The following is a 16,750-nucleotide window of genomic DNA, read 5'->3' as shown; positions in this document are numbered from 1 at the left end:
TCAGGCCCAGGACCAGCTGGCGAGGATCGACTGGTCGACCGCGTCGCGGTCGGCCTCCGACAGGTCCTTGTTGTGGGAGAACGTGATGACGTAGCCCTTGCCGTCGACGGCGAGCGTGTACTGCTCGACGCGGTACTCGTTGCCGTTGAGGTTGAACAGCGCGGTGGAGTGCACGGCCTCCTGGCCGTCGATGGTGAGCGGGTCGCGCACCTCGACCTCCTGGGCGTTCGCGCGCTCCAGCACCTTCACGAGCGCGTCCTCGAGCTGCTTGCCGCTGACGTTGACGATCGTCGGGTCGGAGACGACGTTGACGTTGTCGGCGAAGCCGTCCTTGTCGGTCGTGTCGATGGCCAGGCTCAGGGCCGCGCCCGCGCCTCCCTTGTTCTCCTTCCAGCCCTGCGGCACGGCGTAGCTGAAGCCGTCGGCCTCGATGCGGTCGCCGTCGGCGGGCTTCGCGGTGGGGGCGGGGGCGGAGGAGTCGCCCCCGTCGGCCGAGGCGCTGGCCGAGGAGGACGGGGAGCCGGCGGAGTCGGAGTCGTTGCCGCCGCAGGCGGTCAGCACGACGGTGGCGGTGGCGGCGACGAGGAGGGCGCGCACGGGGACGCGGTCGAGGAGGCGCATGACGGTCAACCTAGTCGTCCGTCCAGGACTGTGCTCGGTGAGGTCGTCAGCCGAGCTCGCCGCCGTCCCAGTCGGGGTTGGCGAGGTTGCGCTGCATCGCGATGTTGAGGTCGCTCACCACGAGCGCGACCTGTCGGGCCACGACGTCGTTCAGCCGCCGCTGCAGCGCGTCGGTCGGGACCGGGTGCACCTCGTCGACCCGCACCTCGAGCAGGTGACCCTCGGGTGCGGCGGCGCCCTCGCGCACCACCAGGAGGTCGACGACGTCGGCCCCGCCGAGCGCCGGCCACACCGTCACCCTCACGCCGAGCCGGGCCGCGCTCGAGGTGCGCGACTGCACCACGACCCGCACCGACACCGCTCCGGCCGCCGGGCGCCGGTAGCCGTCGGGCGGGCTGAGCCGCAGGACCGGGTCGGTGTCGACCTCGATGGCGAACTCGTGCAGCAGGGGGCGGCCGATCTGCCGCTCCGCCGTGGCGACCAGCAGGTCGCGCAGCCGTCGGGCGCACTCGTCCAGCTCGGCGTATCCCAGCCCGGCGCGACCGGCCAGCAGCGGGTCGACGTCGTCGTGGCTCATGGCCGCAGTATGGCCACGACCCCGTCCACGGTCTAGCGTGGGCCGCCATGAGCACATCGGCCGACGACCACCGGCTCCTCGCCGCGGGGTTCACCTCCGTGGCCGACGCCGTGACCGACTGGGACGCCCCCGCGCCGGTCGAGGGCTGGACCGCCCGCGACGTCGTCGAGCACCTGGTCACCTGGCTGCCGGCCTTCCTGTCCGCCGGCGGCGTCGCGCTCGGGACGGCCGACCCGCGACCCGTCGACCCCGCAGCCGCCTGGCGCGACCACGCCGACGCCGTGCAGGCGCTCCTCGACGCACCCGACGCGGACCGTCCGTTCACCCACCCCCACGTCGGCACGCACCCGCTCGGCCAGGCGGTCGCGCAGTTCTACACGGCCGACGTCTTCATGCACACCTGGGACCTCGCCCGCGCGAGCGGCCAGGACGTCGAGCTCGACCCCGACCGCTGCACCGCGATGCTCGCCGGCATGCAGCCGATCGAGGACCTGCTGCGCGGCTCCGGCCAGTACGGCCCGGCCGTCCCCGTCCCCGACGACGCGTCCGTGCAGGACCGGTTCGTCGGCTTCATCGGTCGCGACCCCGCCTGGAGCCCGCCGCGCTGACCCCGGTCGAGGCCGGGCACACCACGCGGGGCTGGATTCTGTCGGACGCCGGCAGCACCATGGTGGGGAACCCGGGAGCGACCATGGCCACGCTGCACACGACGAACAACCACGACACCTTCACGTCGGTCTCGCCCGACTGCCCCGCCACGACGGCGCAGGTGCCCCCGGAGCGGGCCACGCCGAGCGTCGCGCGGCTCCAGTACGACCTCCTGGTCGACGCGCCCTACCGCTACACCTCCGACGACGTCGTCCACCTCTCCCAGGGCGAACGGCGCGGCATCGACCGCGAGACCTTCTTCTCCCAGGGGCAGCCGTGCCTGCGCGCCTCGCCCCTCGTCAAGCGGTACGGCTGGGGCGTCCACCACGATGCCGAGGGGCGTGTGGCGCTCGTGCCCGTGGAGTCGGCCGCGTACGCGGCGTTCCGCGCCGACCCCGCCCTCCAGCAGCGCGAGGGCATGCGGTCGTCCCGAGCCTGAGGTCCCAGCCGGACGTCCACCCACCGGTCGTCCCGACGTGCAACCTTGTCGCACAGGAGTTGGATGGAGACATGACCACGACGCACACCACGCTCGGCACGACCGCGCCGCTCGACGTCTCGCCGCTGGGTCTCGGCTGCATGGGCATGAGCGAGTTCTACGGCACCCGCGACGAGTCCGAGGCCACGCGCACGATCCACCGCGCGCTCGACCTCGGCGTCACGTTCCTCGACACCGCCGACATGTACGGCCCCTTCACCAACGAGCAGCTCGTCGGCTCCGCCATCGCCTCCAGCAGCCAAGGTCGCGACGCCGTGCAGCTGGCCACCAAGTTCGGCAACGAACGGCTGCCCGACGGCACGCGCCTCGGCGTCAACGGCAAGCCCGAGTACGTGCGGTCCGCGTGCGACGCGTCCCTGCAACGTCTCGGCGTCGACCACATCGACCTCTATTACCAGCACCGCGTCGACAAGACCGTCCCCATCGAGGAGACGGTCGGCGCGATGGCCGAGCTCGTGCAGGCCGGCAAGGTCCGTCACCTCGGACTCTCCGAGGCCTCCGCCGAGACCATCCGCCGCGCGCACGCGGTGCACCCGATCACGGCGCTGCAGACCGAGTACTCCCTCTTCACGCGTCACCTGGAGGACGAGATCTGGGGCGTGCTCAGCGAGCTCGGCATCGGTCTCGTGCCCTACTCGCCGCTCGGTCGCGGGCTGCTGACCGGCGCCATCACCGCCGAGACCGACCTCGAGGAGTCCGACTCCCGGACCACCGCGTACTTCCCGCGCTTCCAGGGCGAGGCGCTGCAGTCGAACCTGCAGCTCGTCGCGAAGGTGCGCGAGATCGCCGAGCGGCTCCACTGCACCCCCGGCCAGCTCGCGCTCGCCTGGGTGCTCAGCCGCTCCGGCCGCGACGGCGTCGGCGTCGCGCCCATCCCGGGCACCAAGCGGGTGGCCTACCTCGAGGAGAACCACGGCGCGCTGGAGGTCGAGCTGACGTCCGACGTCGTCGAGGACCTCGAGACCGCCGTCCCCCGCGACGCCGTCCGCGGCGACCGCTACGGCGACCTGTCGAGCATCGATGCCTGAGGACACCATGGCCGCACCCACGCCCCGCCCCGACATCCACACCGTCGGCGCCCTGCGCGCCAGCGGTCACGTGCACAAGCCGCTGCGCACGGAGATCCGCGACAACCTCCTCGCGGCCCTCGCGGAGGGCCGCGACCCGTGGCCCGGCCTGCACGGCTTCGAGGACACCGTCGTCCCCCAGCTCGAGCGGGCGCTCATCGCCGGCCACGACGTCGTGCTCCTGGGCGAGCGCGGCCAGGGCAAGACCCGGCTGCTGCGCACCATGGTGGGGCTGCTCGACGAGTGGACGCCGGTCATCGACGGCTCCGAGCTCGGCGAGCACCCGTACGCGCCGATCACGGTGGCCAGCATCCGTCGCGCCGAGGAGCTCGGCGACGAGCTGCCGGTCCGGTGGCGCCACAGAGACGAGCGCTACGCCGAGAAGCTGGCCACGCCCGACACGAGCGTCGCCGACCTGATCGGCGACGTCGACCCGATGAAGGTCGCGGAGGGCCGCAGCCTCGGCGACCCCGAGACCATCCACTTCGGGCTCATCCCGCGCAGCCACGGCGGCATCGTCGCGATCAACGAGCTGCCCGACCTCGCCGAGCGCATCCAGGTGGCGATGCTCAACGTCATGGAGGAGCGCGACATCCAGATCCGTGGCTACGTGCTGCGGCTGCCGCTCGACGTGCTCGTCGTCGCCAGCGCCAACCCGGAGGACTACACCAACCGCGGTCGCATCATCACGCCGCTGAAGGACCGATTCGGCGCCGAGATCCGCACGCACTACCCGACGCAGCTCGTCGACGAGATCGCCGTCATCCGCCAAGAGGCCGACCTCGTCGCGACCGTGCCCGACCAGCTCGTCGAGGTGCTCGCCCGCTTCACGCGCGCCCTGCGTGAGTCGTCCGCGGTCGACCAGCGCAGCGGCGTCAGCGCCCGGTTCGCGATCGCCGGCGCTGAGACCATCGCGGCCGCGGCGCTGCACCGGGCGACCCGCCAGGGCGAGTCCGACGCCGTCGCGCGTCCGGTCGACCTCGAGACCGCCGTCGACGTGCTCGGCGGCAAGATCGAGTTCGAGTCCGGCGAGGAGGGCCGCGAGGACCTCGTCCTCGACCACCTCCTGCGCACCGCCACCGCCGAGACCGTCCGCGGGCTGTTCACCGGCATCGACTTCGGGCTCCTCGTGGAGGCGCTCGAGGGCGGCTCCCTCGTGGCCACCGGCGAGCAGGTGAGCGCCCGCGACTTCCTCGCCGGGCTTCCCCGGCTCGGCGAGTCCGACGTCTACGACCAGGTCTGCGAGCGGGTCGGCGCAGGGCGTGAGGGCGGAGGCACCGACGGCGAGCGTGCCAGTGCCATCGAGCTGGCCCTGGAGGGTCTGTTCCTCGCCCGGCGGATCAGCAAGGACACGGCCGGCGGCGAGACGGTCTACGGGTGACCTCGTGAGCCGCCAGAACCGTCGCCTGAGCCGTGCCTCCCGGTACGGCGCGTACGTCGACGGGCCGGACCCGCTGGCCCCGCCCGTCGACGTCCGGGAGGCGCTCGACGCCATCGGCGAGGACGTCATGGCCGGCTACTCGCCCGACCACGCGCTGCAGGAGTTCCTGCGTCGTGGCGGTGCCGACCAGCGCGGACTCGACGACCTCGCGCGACGGGTGGCCGAGAAGCGGCGCGAGCTGGTCGGCCAGCACTCGCTCGACGGCACGCTGCGCGAGGTGCGCGAGCTGCTCGACCGTGCCCTCCTGGAGGAGTGCAAGCAGCTCGCCCGCGACGTCGACCTCGACGACGGCGACCGCGCGCTCGCCGAGCTGACCCTCGACAACGTCTCCCCGTCGCCCGCCGCCGCGGTGCGCGACCTGAACGGCTACGAGTGGCAGAGCTCGCAGGCGCGCGAGGACTTCGAGCGTATCAAGGACCTGCTCGGCCGCGAGATGCTCGACCAGCGGTTCGCGGGCATGAAGGACGCGCTGGAGAACGCCACCGACGCCGACCGCGCCGCCGTCCACGAGATGCTCGACGACCTCAACGGCCTGCTCGAGAAGCGCCAGCAGGGCGTCGACACGCAGGCCGACTTCGACGACTTCATGGACAAGCACGGCCAGCACTTCCCGGAACGCCCGGCGAACCTCGACGAGCTGCTCGACACGTTGGCGCAGCGGTCGGCCGCGGCGCAGCGGATGATGAGCTCGATGACGCCCGAGCAGCGGCGCGAGCTGATGCAGCTGTCGAACCAGGCCTTCGGGTCGCCGCAGCTCACCGAGGCGCTCGACCGGCTCGACGGCCACCTGCAGGCCCTGCGACCCGGCGAGGACTGGAGCGGCTCGACGCCCATGGAGGGCGACCAGGGCCTCGGGCTCGGCGACGGCACCGGCGTCTTCCAGGACCTCGCCGACCTCGACGCCCTCGCCGAGCAGCTCGCGCAGTCGCACCGGGGGTCCACGCTGGACGACGTCGACCTGGAGACCCTGTCGCGCCAGCTCGGCGACGAGGCCGGCGTCGACCTGCGCACCCTCAAGGAGCTCGAGCAGGCCCTGCGCGACTCCGGTGTCATGGAGCGTGGCACCGACGGCCGGCTGCGCCTCACGCCCAAGGCGATGCGCCAGCTGGGCAAGGCGCTGCTGCGCGACGTCGCCAGCGCCATCTCCGGCCGTCGCGGTCAGCGGGACACCCGTGCGTCGGGTGCCGCAGGCGAGCGGTCGGGTGGCACGCGCGCCTGGGAGTTCGGCGACACGGAGCCGTGGGACGTCACCCGCACCGTCACCAACGCCGTCGTCCGCACGGTCGGTGAGGGCGGGTCTCCCGCGTCGATGGCTCGCGACGGCGTGCGGCTGCAGATCGGCGACGTCGAGGTGCAGGAGACGGAGGAGCGCACCCAGGCGTGCGTGGCGCTGCTCGTCGACACGTCGTTCTCCATGGCGATGGACGGCCGGTGGGTGCCGATGAAGCGCACCGCGCTCGCCCTGCACACGCTCGTCAGCACCCGCTTCCGCGGCGACGCGCTCGAGCTGATCGCCTTCGGCCGGCACGCCGAGACGATGGAGATCGAGCAGCTCACCGCGCTCGACGCCCAGTACGCCAAGGGGACCAACCTGCACCACGCGCTGCTGCTCGCCAACCGGCACTTCCGCAAGCACCCCAACGCCCAGCCGGTGCTGCTCATCGTCACCGACGGCGAGCCGACGTCGCACCTGGAGTCCTCGGGCGAGGTCTACTTCAGCTACCCGCCGCACCCGGTGACCATCGCGCTGTCGGTGCGCGAGCTGGAGGCGTCGATGCGGCTCGGCGCCCGCACCACGTTCTTCCGCCTGGGCGACGACCCGGGACTCGCCCGCTTCATCGACCAGATGGCCCGCCAGGTCGACGGCTCGGTCGTCGCGCCGGAGCTCGACGACCTCGGCGTCGCCGTCGTCGAGTCCTACCTGGGCACCCGCCGCGGTGGCAGCAGCGGCCTCGGCGACTGGTCCTCCCGCGGCTGGTGGGCCGGCTGACCCACCCCCTGACCTTCCCCCCTCCCCGCTGAGTGTGACGTTTCGGGCCCAGAATCGAGGATCTCGGGCCCGAAACGTCACAGTCAGCGGGGAGGGGGAGGGCTCAGTCGAGGACGAGACCCTCCGCGGGGGCGACCTTCGCGGCGCGGCGGGCGGGCACGACGCAGGCCAGCAGCCCGGCGAGGGCGGCGACGCCGACCACGGCGGCCAGCTCGCTCCACGGCGTCACGAGCGGGACGTCCTGCACCGCGGCCGTGACGACCGAGACGGTGCCGACCCAGCCGAACGCGACGCCCACGACGGTGCCCAGCACGGCGGCGACCAGCGCGAGCAGCAGCCCCTCCGCCGCGAGCATGCGACGCAGCTCCCCGCGGGTCAGGCCGAGCGCGCGCAGCAGCGCGTGCTCCCGACCCCGCTCGAGCACCGACAGCCCCACGGTGTTCGCGATCCCCACGAGCGCGATCGCGACCGAGATGCCCAGCAGGCCGAGGACGGCCCACGTGAGCACGTCGAGCTGCTTCTCGATCGACGCGCGGCTGTCCACCGTGCTCGAGACGCCCAGGTCGAGCTCGCGGGCCACCGCGCCGAGCTCGCCCGTGAGGCGGACCGTGTCGGTGCCGTCGGCGACGCGCACCCACAGGGCCTGCGGCGTCGCGCCGCCACCCAGCGCTTCCACGACCCCCGGCCCGGCCAGCACGGCCGATCCCCACTCGCTGCCGACGACCTTCGTCGCCACCTCGACGCTGCGTCCGTCGCGGGTCAGCCGCAGCCGCTCGGGGATGCCGTCGGTCATCGTGGTCGCGACGGCACCGGGGATGAGCAGGGTGAGCCGGGGCGGCTCGACGGTCGACGGATCGCGGGTCAGGTCGAGCGCGCCGCTGCCGGGAGTCAGCACCGGCACGACGCCCGCGCCCGGCAGCTCGGCCCGCACGCCGGGCACGAGGCTCGCCCGGTCGACGCCGTCGAGGCGGCCCACCCGGTCGAGCGCGTCGTCGGGCAGGGTCGAGGAGCCCGTGAGTGCGACGTCGACCGGGTACTGCACCTTCAGCTCGTCGTCGAGGGCGCCGCGGGCGCTCGCCATGCCGGTCAGCACCGCGGCGGCGAGCGTGACGCCGACGAGCAGCGACGCCGTGGTCGCGGCGCTGCGGCGGGGGTTGCGGACCGCGTTGGCCGCTGCCAGCCGGGTGGCCAGCCCCGTCCCGCCGAGCAGGCGTCCGGCCACCCTCAGGAGCGCAGGGACGAGGACCGGACCGAGCAGCAGCACGCCGGTGAAGGTCACCATGCCGCCGAGCAGCAGCGGCGGCAGCGTCGACGTCCTGACCGCGACGGCCAGGGCCGCGGCACCGGTGGCGACCACCGCGACACCGAGCCCCACCCGCGCCGCACCGGCACGACTGAGCACGTCGGCGTCGTGCGGACGCAGGGCCGTGAGCGGACTGACGCGCACGACCCGCCGGGTCGGCAGCCAGGCCGCGGCCACGGTCACCACGACCCCGCCGACGAAGGCGCCCCCGACCCACAGCGGCGACAGCGCGACGGGACCCAACGTGCTGGCGTCGCTCAGGGCGCGCACCGCGGCGACGATGCCGTAGCCCGCGCCGACGCCTGCGACGACGCCGAGCGTCGAGGCGAGCAGTGCCACCGCGACGGACTCGACCCGCACCGACCGCACCACCTGCTGACGGGTGGCGCCCACGCAGCGCAGCAGCGCGAGATCGCGGGTGCGCTGGGCGAACAGGATGGTGAACGTGTTGGCGATGACCAGCACGGCCACGAAGCCCGCCACCGTCGCGAACAGCAGGAGCAGGATGCCGATGGCGTCGAAGCCCTGGTTCAGCGTCACGACGCGCGCGTCGACGTACTCGCCCTGCGTGCGTACCGGCTCCTCGGTGACCTTGCTCAGCGCGGCGGAGGTGGCCGCAGGGTCGCCCGAGGTGCGCACGACCACGGCGTCGGGGAGGGCGTCGGGCAGGGCCGACAGCGTCGACCACGGCACGTACAGGTCGGCCGAGAGGTAGGTCGTCGCCTTCGCGACGCCCACGACGGTGACGGTGCGACGGTCGCCGTCCGTGCCGACGACGAGCCGGTCACCGACCCGGATGCGGTCGGCCTTCGCGGCCCGCTGGTCCACGAGCGCCTGCCCGTCGGCTGCGGGCGCCCGGCCGGCCACGACCGTCTGCCGACGCAGCTCGGGGTCGAGGCTGACGGTGGACACCGAGGTGTCCTGGCCGAGCGGCGTCCCGTCGTGGGTGACGGTGGTGAACGCCGAGCCGATGACGTCCGCGGCGGCCCCCTGGTCCGCCGCGGCTCGTTCGACGGGCTCGACCTGGCTGCGGTCGAGGCCGTAGTCCTGGCCGACGACGAGGTCGGCGCCGCGGTAGGCGCGCTCGAACTCGGCTGACAGGCCCGACTTCGCGGCCGACCCGACCGCGTTGGTCGCGATGACGAAGCCGACGGCGACCATGACGGCCACGAACGCGGCGACGTACCGGCGGGTGTGCGTGCGCAGCGACGCGCGCAGGACGGTCCTCATCACGCGTCCCGGTGGGTGCTGCCGGCGAGCACGGACACCAGCTCGGCCCGCGAGGGGCTGACGAGGTGGGAGCGGATGCGCCCGTCGGCGAGGACGACGACGTCGTCGGCGTACGCGGCGGCGTCGATCTCGTGGGTGACCATCACGACGGTGCGGCCGAGCTCGCGCACGGAGCGGCGCAGGTAGGCGAGCACCTCGGCCGACGCGGCGCTGTCGAGGTTGCCGGTCGGCTCGTCGGCGAAGACGATCGACGCCTGGCTGACGAGCGCGCGGGCGATGGCGACCCGCTGCTGCTGGCCGCCGGACAGCTCGCTGGGCCGGTGCTCGAGCCGGTCGCCGAGGCCGAGGACCGACACGACCGTGTCGAGGTCGTCGCGGACGTTCGCGTCGACGCGCCGGCCCGCGAGCTCGAGGGGCAGGAGGATGTTCTGGCGCGCCGTGAGCATCGGCAGCAGGTTGAACGCCTGGAAGACGAAGCCGAGGTGGTCGCGGCGGAAGCGGGTGAGCCGGTCGTCGTCGAGCCGGGTCAGGTCGACGCCGTCGACGGTGACCGTGCCGCGCGTGGGCCGGTCGAGGCCGGCGAGGCAGTGCATGAGCGTCGACTTGCCGGAGCCGGACGGCCCCATGACGGCCGTGAACCGGCCGGGCGCGAGGTCGACGTCGACACCGTCGAGGGCGTGCACGGCGGCGGCACCCGTGCCGTAGGTCTTGGTGAGGTCGCGGGCCGATGCGGCGGTCGCGACCGGTGCGTGAGTGGTGGTCGTCATGGCGACGACGCTATGGATCCGGACCCCCTCCGGTCGTCGGAGCGCGGGATGGTCCTGACGTCATCCCTGGGTCTGACACCGCGCGACTAGCCCAGTCCAGCCTCGAGGGCGAGGAGCACCAGCTGGACGCGGTCGCGGGAGTCCGTCTTGGCGAGCAGGCGCCCGACGTGGGTCTTGACCGTCGCCTCCGACAGGAACAGCGAGGCGGCGATCTCCGGGTTGGTGAGGCCGCGGGCGATGAGCGACAGCACCTCGCGCTCGCGGTCGGTGACGTCGGCGAGCCGGCGGGCGGTCGCCCCGCTGACCACGGCGCGCGACCCGGACGGCTGCACGAAGTGGTCGAGCAGACGGCGGGTCGTCGAGGGGGCGACGACGGCGTCGCCGGCCTGCACGGCGCGGATCGCGGCCAGCAGGTCAGGTGGCGCGGCGTCCTTCAGCAGGAACGCCGACGCTCCGGCCTGCAGCGCCGCGAACGCGTACTCGTCGAGGTCGAAGGTCGTGAGCACGATGACCCGCGGCGGCGACTCTCCCTGCAGGATGCGTCGCGTGGCCTCGACACCGTCGAGCACGGGCATGCGCACGTCCATCAGCACGACGTCGGCCGTCACCTGCGTGAGCAGGTCGAGCGCGGCCTGCCCGTCACCGGCCTCGCCGACCACCTCGAGGTCCGGCTGGCTGTCGACGAGCATCCGGAAGCCGGCACGCACCATCTGCTGGTCGTCCACGAGCAGCACGCGGATCGTGGCGGTCACCGGGGGATCCTCGCACGCACGCGCCAGCCGCCCCCGGGAGCAGGTCCCACGTCGAGCGTGCCGCCGTGCACGGCCACCCGCTCCCGCATGCCCACCAGGCCGAGCCCGCCCGACGTCGAGGGGCGGGCGGCGCCGTGGCCGTCGTCGACCACCTCGACGAGCACGTCGGGACCATCGACCGCGACGTCGACGGCAGCGGTGGCCCCGGCTCCGGCATGCTTGCGCACGTTGGTGAGCGACTCCTGCACGACGCGGAACACCGTGAGCGCGACGCTGTCGGGCACGTCCGGTGCGGGGTCGGGGAGGGTGGCGCGCACCCGCCCCGCCTCGACGTCGGCGGCCAGGAGTCGGGGCAGGTCGGCGAGACCCGGTTGGGGTACCAGCTCCGGGTCGGACGTCCCGCGCAGGAGTCCGAGCAGGCGCCGCATCTCTGTGAGCGCCTCCCGCCCGGTCGACGCGACGGTCTCGAGGGTGCGGACAGCGACGGCGGGGTCGTGCTCCGCCGCGTAGCGCGCGCCGTCGGCCTGGACGATCATGCCGGTGATGCCGTGCGCGACGACGTCGTGCATCTCGCGAGCCACCCGGGTCCGTTCCTCGGCTGCGGCCGCCCGGGTCCGCTGCTCGGCCTCCTCCGCCATCCGTTCGCCGCGATCCAGCAGGGCCTCCTCGTAGGCGCGTCGGATGCGGCCCTGCGTGCCGAGCGCCCACGCGGCGATGACGATCGCACCCACGGTGAGCGTGTACGGCAGGAAGGTCGCGAGGGAGAGGTCGGGCTGGACGACGCCACGCGGCGGGTCGTCGTAGCGACCGGCGGTCACCCACACCCAGGCGGCGACGCCGGTGGCGACGAGGCTGAGCACGAGCCCGACCAGGGCGTCGCGCGAGCGGCCGAAGCGCGCGAGGGAGTACAGCGCGACGGGGTAGGCGAGCTGTCCGATGGCGGGGTAGTCGTAGACGAGTGCCTGCACACCGCTGAACAGCCAAACGAGGGCGAACGTCGTCGCGGGCCTGCTGCGCCGCCACGCGAGGGGCGCCACCTGCAGGGCGCTGAGCGCGGTCACGTGCAGCGGCTGTCCGACGAGCAGGGTGACGGCAGTCAGGCCGAGCAGCCCGACCACGAGGGCGGCGTCGAACCACTGCACCGCCTCGGGCCCCAGCCGCCAGGGGCGTCGCTCCTGCTCCGTCCTCACCTCTGAGACCCTAGGCGCTCCCGTCGCGCGGAGCGTCAGTCCCAGGTCTGATGCGTGCTCGCCCGGGTCGGAATCGTCACCGCTCAGGCGTAGCGTCGAAGCATGAGCCAGTTCCCGGACCGTCACCGCAGTGCCCTGCTGGTCGTCGACGTGCAGGTCGACGTCGTCGCCGAGGCCCACGACCGCGACGGTGTGGTCTCGCGCGTCCGCGATCTCGTGGACCAGGCGCGGACCGCCGACGTCCCTGTCGTGTGGGTGCAGGACACGTTGCGCAGCGGCGGCCCGTCGCGGTCCGGGGCGTCCGGGTGGCAGGTGGTGCCCGAGCTCGACCCGGACCCCGAGGAGCCGCGGATCGAGAAGGACTACGGCGACTCCTTCGAGGCCACCGACCTCGGCGACGTGCTGGCCCGGCTGGGTGTCGGCCGCCTGGTCGTCACGGGCGCGCAGACCGACGCCTGCATTCGCGCCACCTTGCACGGCGCGTTCGTGCGCGGCTACGACGTCACGCTGGTCTCCGACGCGCACACCACGGAGGACCTCACGGCCTACGGCGCACCGCCGCCGGGCCAGGTCGTCGCGCACACCAACCTCTACTGGCAGTTCCAGGGCGGACCCGACCGCACGGCCGACGTGGTCGCCGCCGCGGACGTCGCCTTCTGAACCACCCGCCGTCCGTTGCTGGTCAGCCGGCTCGGGTGCGGCGGGGGCTGGTGCGGGTGCGCAGGGTGCGGTGGGTCTCGTGCGTGCGGGGGTCGATGGTGAAGAACCCCTGGTGCACGGCTGCATGCTCCCCCACCGCTACGCGCCTTGTGTGGGGGGACCCCCAGTCTCGGGCAGAGCCCGATCAGGTTTTGCAGGTCAGAGGCGCCGCCCTCGGACCAGTACTCGATGTGGTGGTAGCCGGCTCGCGCTCGTTCCTCGCGCTCGGCGCACAGCTCGCTGGCGCTCGCTGAGGACCGGCTGCCGGGCTTCGCCCGGTTGGCTCACTGTGCGGTGGGTGCGGCCGACGTCGAGGGTGGCGTGTCTGCCGGCGGTGAGGATGGGGGTGAGGTCGGCATCGCAGAGCATCTGCTGGAGCTGGGCGGGGCCGATGGTCCCGAATCCGGCGAGCTCGGCGGTCGCGGTGTCCGCGTCCTGGGCGAGGGCGGTCAGGTCGGCGGTGAGCGTGACGTGTGGGCGCACGCCCTTGTCCTGCGGCAGACCGGATGCGAGCACGGATGAGAGCAGGGCGTCGAGGGCGGTGACGCGTCGGCGGCGGCAGGTCGGTCGTCCTCGGCGCAGGTGGGTGCGGAGAGTGACTGCAGGACGGTGTGGAACTTGGTGCCGGTGTCGGCGGGCAGGAACCCGGTCACGCGACGCCGTCGCCGACGACGGAGACCTTGATGTCGTGGCGGTCCATGCCCTTGATCCAGGCCTCGTTGAGGTCGTCGGGGTGGGCGACCTCGCGGAGCTTCTTGACGGCCTTGCGGACCTGGACCGGCTCGGCCTGCTCGGCCAGACGCAGCATCCAGTCCATCGAGCGCTCGACGACCATCGGGTCGATGTGCTTGGCGGCGTAGCCGAACGCGTCGACATGGTCGAGCGAGACGGCACCGGCGATAGCGAGGTCAGCCAGGTCGGGCATGTCCCGCAGCGTCCGCGCCGAGCGGGCCAGCTGAGAAGCCTGCCTGCCGTCGAGGTGCAGCTGGTCACGCAGCCAGTTCTTCAGGCTCGAGCAGCCCTCGGCCTCGAAGTCCCGGCGCTCGTCCACCTCCGCGACCAGGGCGACCTTCTCCGCGTCGATCGCTTTCGAGACTCCCTGCAGCAGCCGCAACGCGTCGGTGGTCGTCGGGTAGGTGCGCAGCTCGGCAGCGACGGCCTCGAGCCGGTCGACGAGTGCGGTGCTGGACATGTCCCAAGTATACCGAATAGGCAGTCGAAAAAGACAGTACGCACAGCCTCTTTTCGCCTCTGATTCCAGCCTTCTTCCTTCTCGTGCGGTGCGCGCTTCGGAGCCGGAATAGTGCGGCCTGGAACGAGGTTGATAAGATCAGACTCAAGTCAGTTGCCAGCGATTCAGCAACGACCCCAGAGCTTCCAGAACCCCGCAGCACCCGATCAGCAGGAGGAACCACCATGGCACGTGCCGTCGGAATCGACCTCGGCACGACGAACTCCGTCGTCGCCGTCCTGGAGGGTGGCGAGCCCACCGTCATCGCGAACGCCGAGGGCGCTCGCACCACCCCGTCCGTCGTCGCCTTCGCGAAGGACGGCGAGGTCCTGGCCGGCGAGGTCGCCAAGCGCCAGGGCGTCACGAACGTCGACCGCACCATCCGCTCCGTCAAGCGCCACATGGGCACCGACTGGAAGACGGAGATCGACGGCAAGTCGTTCAACCCGCAGCAGATCAGCGCCTTCATCCTGCAGAAGCTGAAGCGCGACGCCGAGGCGTACCTGGGCGAGTCGGTCACCGACGCGGTGATCACCGTCCCCGCCTACTTCAACGACCACCAGCGCCAGGCGACGAAGGAGGCCGGCGAGATCGCGGGCCTCAACGTCAGCCGCATCATCAACGAGCCGACCGCGGCTGCGCTCGCATACGGCCTCGACAAGGGCGACGACCAGACGATCCTCGTCTTCGACCTCGGCGGCGGCACGTTCGACGTGTCCCTGCTGGAGATCGGCGACGGCGTCATCGAGGTCAAGGCCACCAGCGGTGACAACAACCTCGGTGGTGACGACTGGGACAACGCGGTCGTCGACTGGATCGTCAGCACCTTCAAGTCCAAGACGGGCATCGACCTGACGAAGGACAAGATGGCCATGCCGCGCATCCGCGAGGCTGCCGAGCGAGCGAAGATCGAGCTGTCCAGCTCGTCGTCGACGTCGATCAACCTGCCCTACATCACGGTGCAGGACGGCAGCCCCGTCTTCCTCGACGAGACGCTGAGCCGTAGCGAGTTCGAGAAGATCACGAGCGACCTGCTCGAGCGCACCAAGGCGCCGTTCAACAACGTCGTCAAGGACGCCGGCATCAAGGTCGCCGACATCGACCACGTCGTGCTCGTGGGCGGCTCGACCCGCATGCCCGCCGTGAGCGAGCTCGTCAAGAGCCTCACCGGTGGCAAGGAGCCCAACAAGGGCGTCAACCCCGACGAGGTCGTCGCCGTGGGCGCCGCGCTCCAGGCCGGCGTGCTCAAGGGCGAGGTCAAGGACGTGCTCCTGCTCGACGTCACCCCCCTGAGCCTCGGCATCGAGACCAAGGGCGGCGTCATGACGAAGCTGATCGAGCGCAACACCACGATCCCGACCAAGCGCAGCGAGGTCTTCACGACGGCCGACGACAACCAGCCGTCCGTGGCGATCCAGGTGTACCAGGGCGAGCGCGAGATGGCCGCCGGCAACCAGCTGCTGGCCACCTTCGAGCTCACGGGTCTGCCGCCCGCGCCCCGCGGCGTGCCGCAGATCGAGGTCACGTTCGACATCGACGCCAACGGCATCGTGAACGTGTCCGCGAAGGACCGCGGCACCGGCAAGGAGCAGTCGATGACGATCACCGGCGGCAGCGCGCTGTCGAAGGACGACATCGACAAGATGGTCAAGGACGCCGAGCAGTACGCCGAGGAGGACCGCAAGCGTCGCGAGGCCGTCGAGACCCGCAACCAGGCCGAGGCGCTCGTCCACACCACCGAGAAGTTCATCGCCGAGAACGGCGACAAGGTGGGTGACGACGTGAAGTCGCAGGTCCAGGCCGACGTCGACGCGCTGAAGGCGGCGCTCGAGGGTGACGACAACGACGCCGTCCAGGCGGCCGTCACCAAGCTGGGCGAGTCGAGCTCGAAGATGGGCGAGGCGATGTACGCCGCGGCCGCCGCCGAGCAGCAGGCCACCGGTGCCCCCGCCGACGACACGTCCGCGCCCGACTCCGACGACGACGTCGTCGACGCCGAGATCGTCGACGACGAGGAGAAGAAGTGACGTCGGAGCCCGAGGGCACCCACCCCGACGCCGAGTCGGCCGACCCGGGGGTCTCCGCGGAGACCCCCGGCGAGGCAGGGGCCGACGAGGCCGTGGAGGTGCCGACGGGCGAGGAGGAGGTCGTCGAGGAGGCTGCGTCGGGTGACGACGCACCGGCCGAGCCGACCGCCGAGCAGCAGCTCGCGGAGCGCACCGCCGACCTGCAGCGTCTGCAGGCCGAGTACGTCAACTACCGCAAGCGGGTCGAGCGTGACCGCGCGCAGGCCCGCCAGCAGGGCGAGGCCGCCGTGCTCCGCTCGCTGCTGACGGTGCTCGACGACATCGGTCGCGCGGAGCAGCACGGTGAGCTCACCGGCGGCTTCAAGGCCGTCGCCGACGCCCTCACGCAGGCGCTCAAGGCGCACAAGCTGGAGGCGTTCGGCGCCGAGGGCGACGCGTTCGACCCGCGGCTGCACGAGGCGCTGTTCGCGGCGGGGGAGTCCGCCGAGGTGAGCGTCACGTCGGTCGGTCCGGTCGTCCGCACCGGCTACAAGGTCGGCGACGAGGTCCTGCGTCACGCGCAGGTCGGCGTCGTCGAGCCCGCCGAGGGCGACGCAGCGCCCGCACCGGACGAGGCGTCCGCCGAGGACGAGTGACCCGGCGGGGGGGGGGCGACCACGGTCGTCGCCCCGTCTCTTATCCACACCCTACGCTGCCGACGACGAATCT

At 72.5% G+C, this 16,750-nt stretch carries 17 protein-coding genes; 8 read left to right on the top strand and 9 right to left on the bottom strand.

Features of this window, described 5'->3' with window-relative positions:
- Together AC3WRM_RS04195 and AC3WRM_RS04190 are read right to left on the bottom strand one after the other, a co-directional pair.
- Positions 1-621 carry a hypothetical protein gene (locus tag AC3WRM_RS04195; RefSeq protein ID WP_492247496.1) on the bottom strand — a complete coding sequence of 207 codons (621 nt, stop codon included), beginning with the start codon at positions 619-621 and terminating at the stop codon, positions 1-3.
- 46 nt (positions 622-667) lie between these two features.
- A complete protein-coding gene (locus AC3WRM_RS04190; RefSeq protein ID WP_492247497.1) occupies positions 668-1,198 on the bottom strand; it encodes a hypothetical protein in 531 nt (176 codons plus the stop codon).
- Between the two features lie 47 nt (positions 1,199-1,245).
- On the opposite strand from AC3WRM_RS04190, the gene AC3WRM_RS04185 reads away from it, so the two are divergent.
- From AC3WRM_RS04185 to AC3WRM_RS04165, 5 genes are all read left to right on the top strand, one after another.
- Positions 1,246-1,806, top strand: coding sequence for a TIGR03086 family metal-binding protein (locus AC3WRM_RS04185; protein ID WP_492247498.1), 561 nt, complete (start codon positions 1,246-1,248; stop codon positions 1,804-1,806).
- Positions 1,807-1,889: 83 nt separating this feature from the next.
- Positions 1,890-2,285 (top strand): DUF6157 family protein, encoded by a 396-nt coding sequence (locus tag AC3WRM_RS04180; protein WP_492247499.1) that lies wholly within the window; start codon positions 1,890-1,892, stop codon positions 2,283-2,285.
- 71 nt (positions 2,286-2,356) lie between these two features.
- Entirely contained in the window at positions 2,357-3,373 is a 1,017-nt protein-coding gene (locus tag AC3WRM_RS04175) for an aldo/keto reductase (RefSeq protein WP_492247500.1), read from the top strand.
- Positions 3,366-4,793, top strand: coding sequence for a sigma 54-interacting transcriptional regulator (locus tag AC3WRM_RS04170; protein ID WP_492247501.1), 1,428 nt, complete (start codon positions 3,366-3,368; stop codon positions 4,791-4,793). The genes AC3WRM_RS04175 and AC3WRM_RS04170 overlap by 8 nt, the downstream gene beginning before the upstream one ends.
- A 4-nt stretch (positions 4,794-4,797) precedes the next feature.
- A complete protein-coding gene (locus tag AC3WRM_RS04165; protein ID WP_492247502.1) occupies positions 4,798-6,843 on the top strand; it encodes a vWA domain-containing protein in 2,046 nt (681 codons plus the stop codon).
- A 103-nt stretch (positions 6,844-6,946) separates the two neighbouring features.
- On the opposite strand, the gene AC3WRM_RS04160 is transcribed toward AC3WRM_RS04165, so the two are convergent.
- The 4 genes from AC3WRM_RS04160 to AC3WRM_RS04145 all read right to left on the bottom strand — a co-directional run bounded on the left by AC3WRM_RS04160 (position 6,947) and on the right by AC3WRM_RS04145 (position 12,085).
- Positions 6,947-9,376: an FtsX-like permease family protein gene (locus AC3WRM_RS04160; RefSeq protein WP_492247503.1), complete on the bottom strand. Its 2,430-nt coding sequence runs from the start codon at positions 9,374-9,376 to the stop codon at positions 6,947-6,949.
- A complete protein-coding gene (locus AC3WRM_RS04155) occupies positions 9,376-10,143 on the bottom strand; it encodes an ABC transporter ATP-binding protein (protein ID WP_492247504.1) in 768 nt (255 codons plus the stop codon). Before AC3WRM_RS04155 ends, AC3WRM_RS04160 begins: the two co-directional genes overlap by 1 nt.
- Before the next feature lie 86 nt (positions 10,144-10,229).
- Positions 10,230-10,895 carry a response regulator gene (locus AC3WRM_RS04150; RefSeq protein WP_492247505.1) on the bottom strand — a complete coding sequence of 222 codons (666 nt, stop codon included), beginning with the start codon at positions 10,893-10,895 and terminating at the stop codon, positions 10,230-10,232.
- Positions 10,892-12,085 (bottom strand): sensor histidine kinase, encoded by a 1,194-nt coding sequence (locus AC3WRM_RS04145; RefSeq protein ID WP_492247506.1) that lies wholly within the window; start codon positions 12,083-12,085, stop codon positions 10,892-10,894. The genes AC3WRM_RS04150 and AC3WRM_RS04145 overlap by 4 nt, the downstream gene beginning before the upstream one ends.
- A 102-nt stretch (positions 12,086-12,187) precedes the next feature.
- On the opposite strand from AC3WRM_RS04145, the gene AC3WRM_RS04140 reads away from it, so the two are divergent.
- Positions 12,188-12,745 (top strand): isochorismatase family protein, encoded by a 558-nt coding sequence (locus tag AC3WRM_RS04140; RefSeq protein ID WP_492247507.1) that lies wholly within the window; start codon positions 12,188-12,190, stop codon positions 12,743-12,745.
- Here AC3WRM_RS04140 and AC3WRM_RS04135 read toward each other — a convergent pair.
- The 3 genes from AC3WRM_RS04135 to AC3WRM_RS04125 all read right to left on the bottom strand — a co-directional run bounded on the left by AC3WRM_RS04135 (position 12,676) and on the right by AC3WRM_RS04125 (position 13,976).
- Complete coding sequence (locus AC3WRM_RS04135; RefSeq protein WP_492270912.1) at positions 12,676-12,975, bottom strand: hypothetical protein; 300 nt, start codon at positions 12,973-12,975, stop codon at positions 12,676-12,678. The genes AC3WRM_RS04140 and AC3WRM_RS04135 overlap by 70 nt on opposite strands.
- Positions 12,944-13,300 carry a hypothetical protein gene (locus tag AC3WRM_RS04130; protein WP_492247508.1) on the bottom strand — a complete coding sequence of 119 codons (357 nt, stop codon included), beginning with the start codon at positions 13,298-13,300 and terminating at the stop codon, positions 12,944-12,946. Before AC3WRM_RS04130 ends, AC3WRM_RS04135 begins: the two co-directional genes overlap by 32 nt.
- Positions 13,301-13,433: 133 nt before the next feature.
- Positions 13,434-13,976 carry a DUF222 domain-containing protein gene (locus AC3WRM_RS04125; protein WP_492247509.1) on the bottom strand — a complete coding sequence of 181 codons (543 nt, stop codon included), beginning with the start codon at positions 13,974-13,976 and terminating at the stop codon, positions 13,434-13,436.
- Between the two features lie 224 nt (positions 13,977-14,200).
- Here AC3WRM_RS04125 and dnaK point away from each other — a divergent pair, with 224 nt between their 5' ends.
- Both dnaK and AC3WRM_RS04115 read left to right on the top strand, forming a co-directional pair.
- The gene (dnaK, locus tag AC3WRM_RS04120) at positions 14,201-16,042 is read left to right on the top strand and encodes a molecular chaperone DnaK (RefSeq protein WP_492247510.1); all 1,842 of its coding nucleotides are present in this window, start codon (positions 14,201-14,203) and stop codon (positions 16,040-16,042) included.
- A complete protein-coding gene (locus tag AC3WRM_RS04115) occupies positions 16,039-16,677 on the top strand; it encodes a nucleotide exchange factor GrpE (RefSeq protein ID WP_492247511.1) in 639 nt (212 codons plus the stop codon). The genes dnaK and AC3WRM_RS04115 overlap by 4 nt, the downstream gene beginning before the upstream one ends.
- Positions 16,678-16,750 lie beyond the last annotated feature (73 nt).

The sequence above is a fragment of the Aeromicrobium sp. EU05-FHT14F07 genome (genome assembly GCF_058790455.1).
The sequence above is the reverse complement of the archived record's forward strand: the minus strand, read 5'-3'. Positions and strand labels throughout refer to the sequence as shown.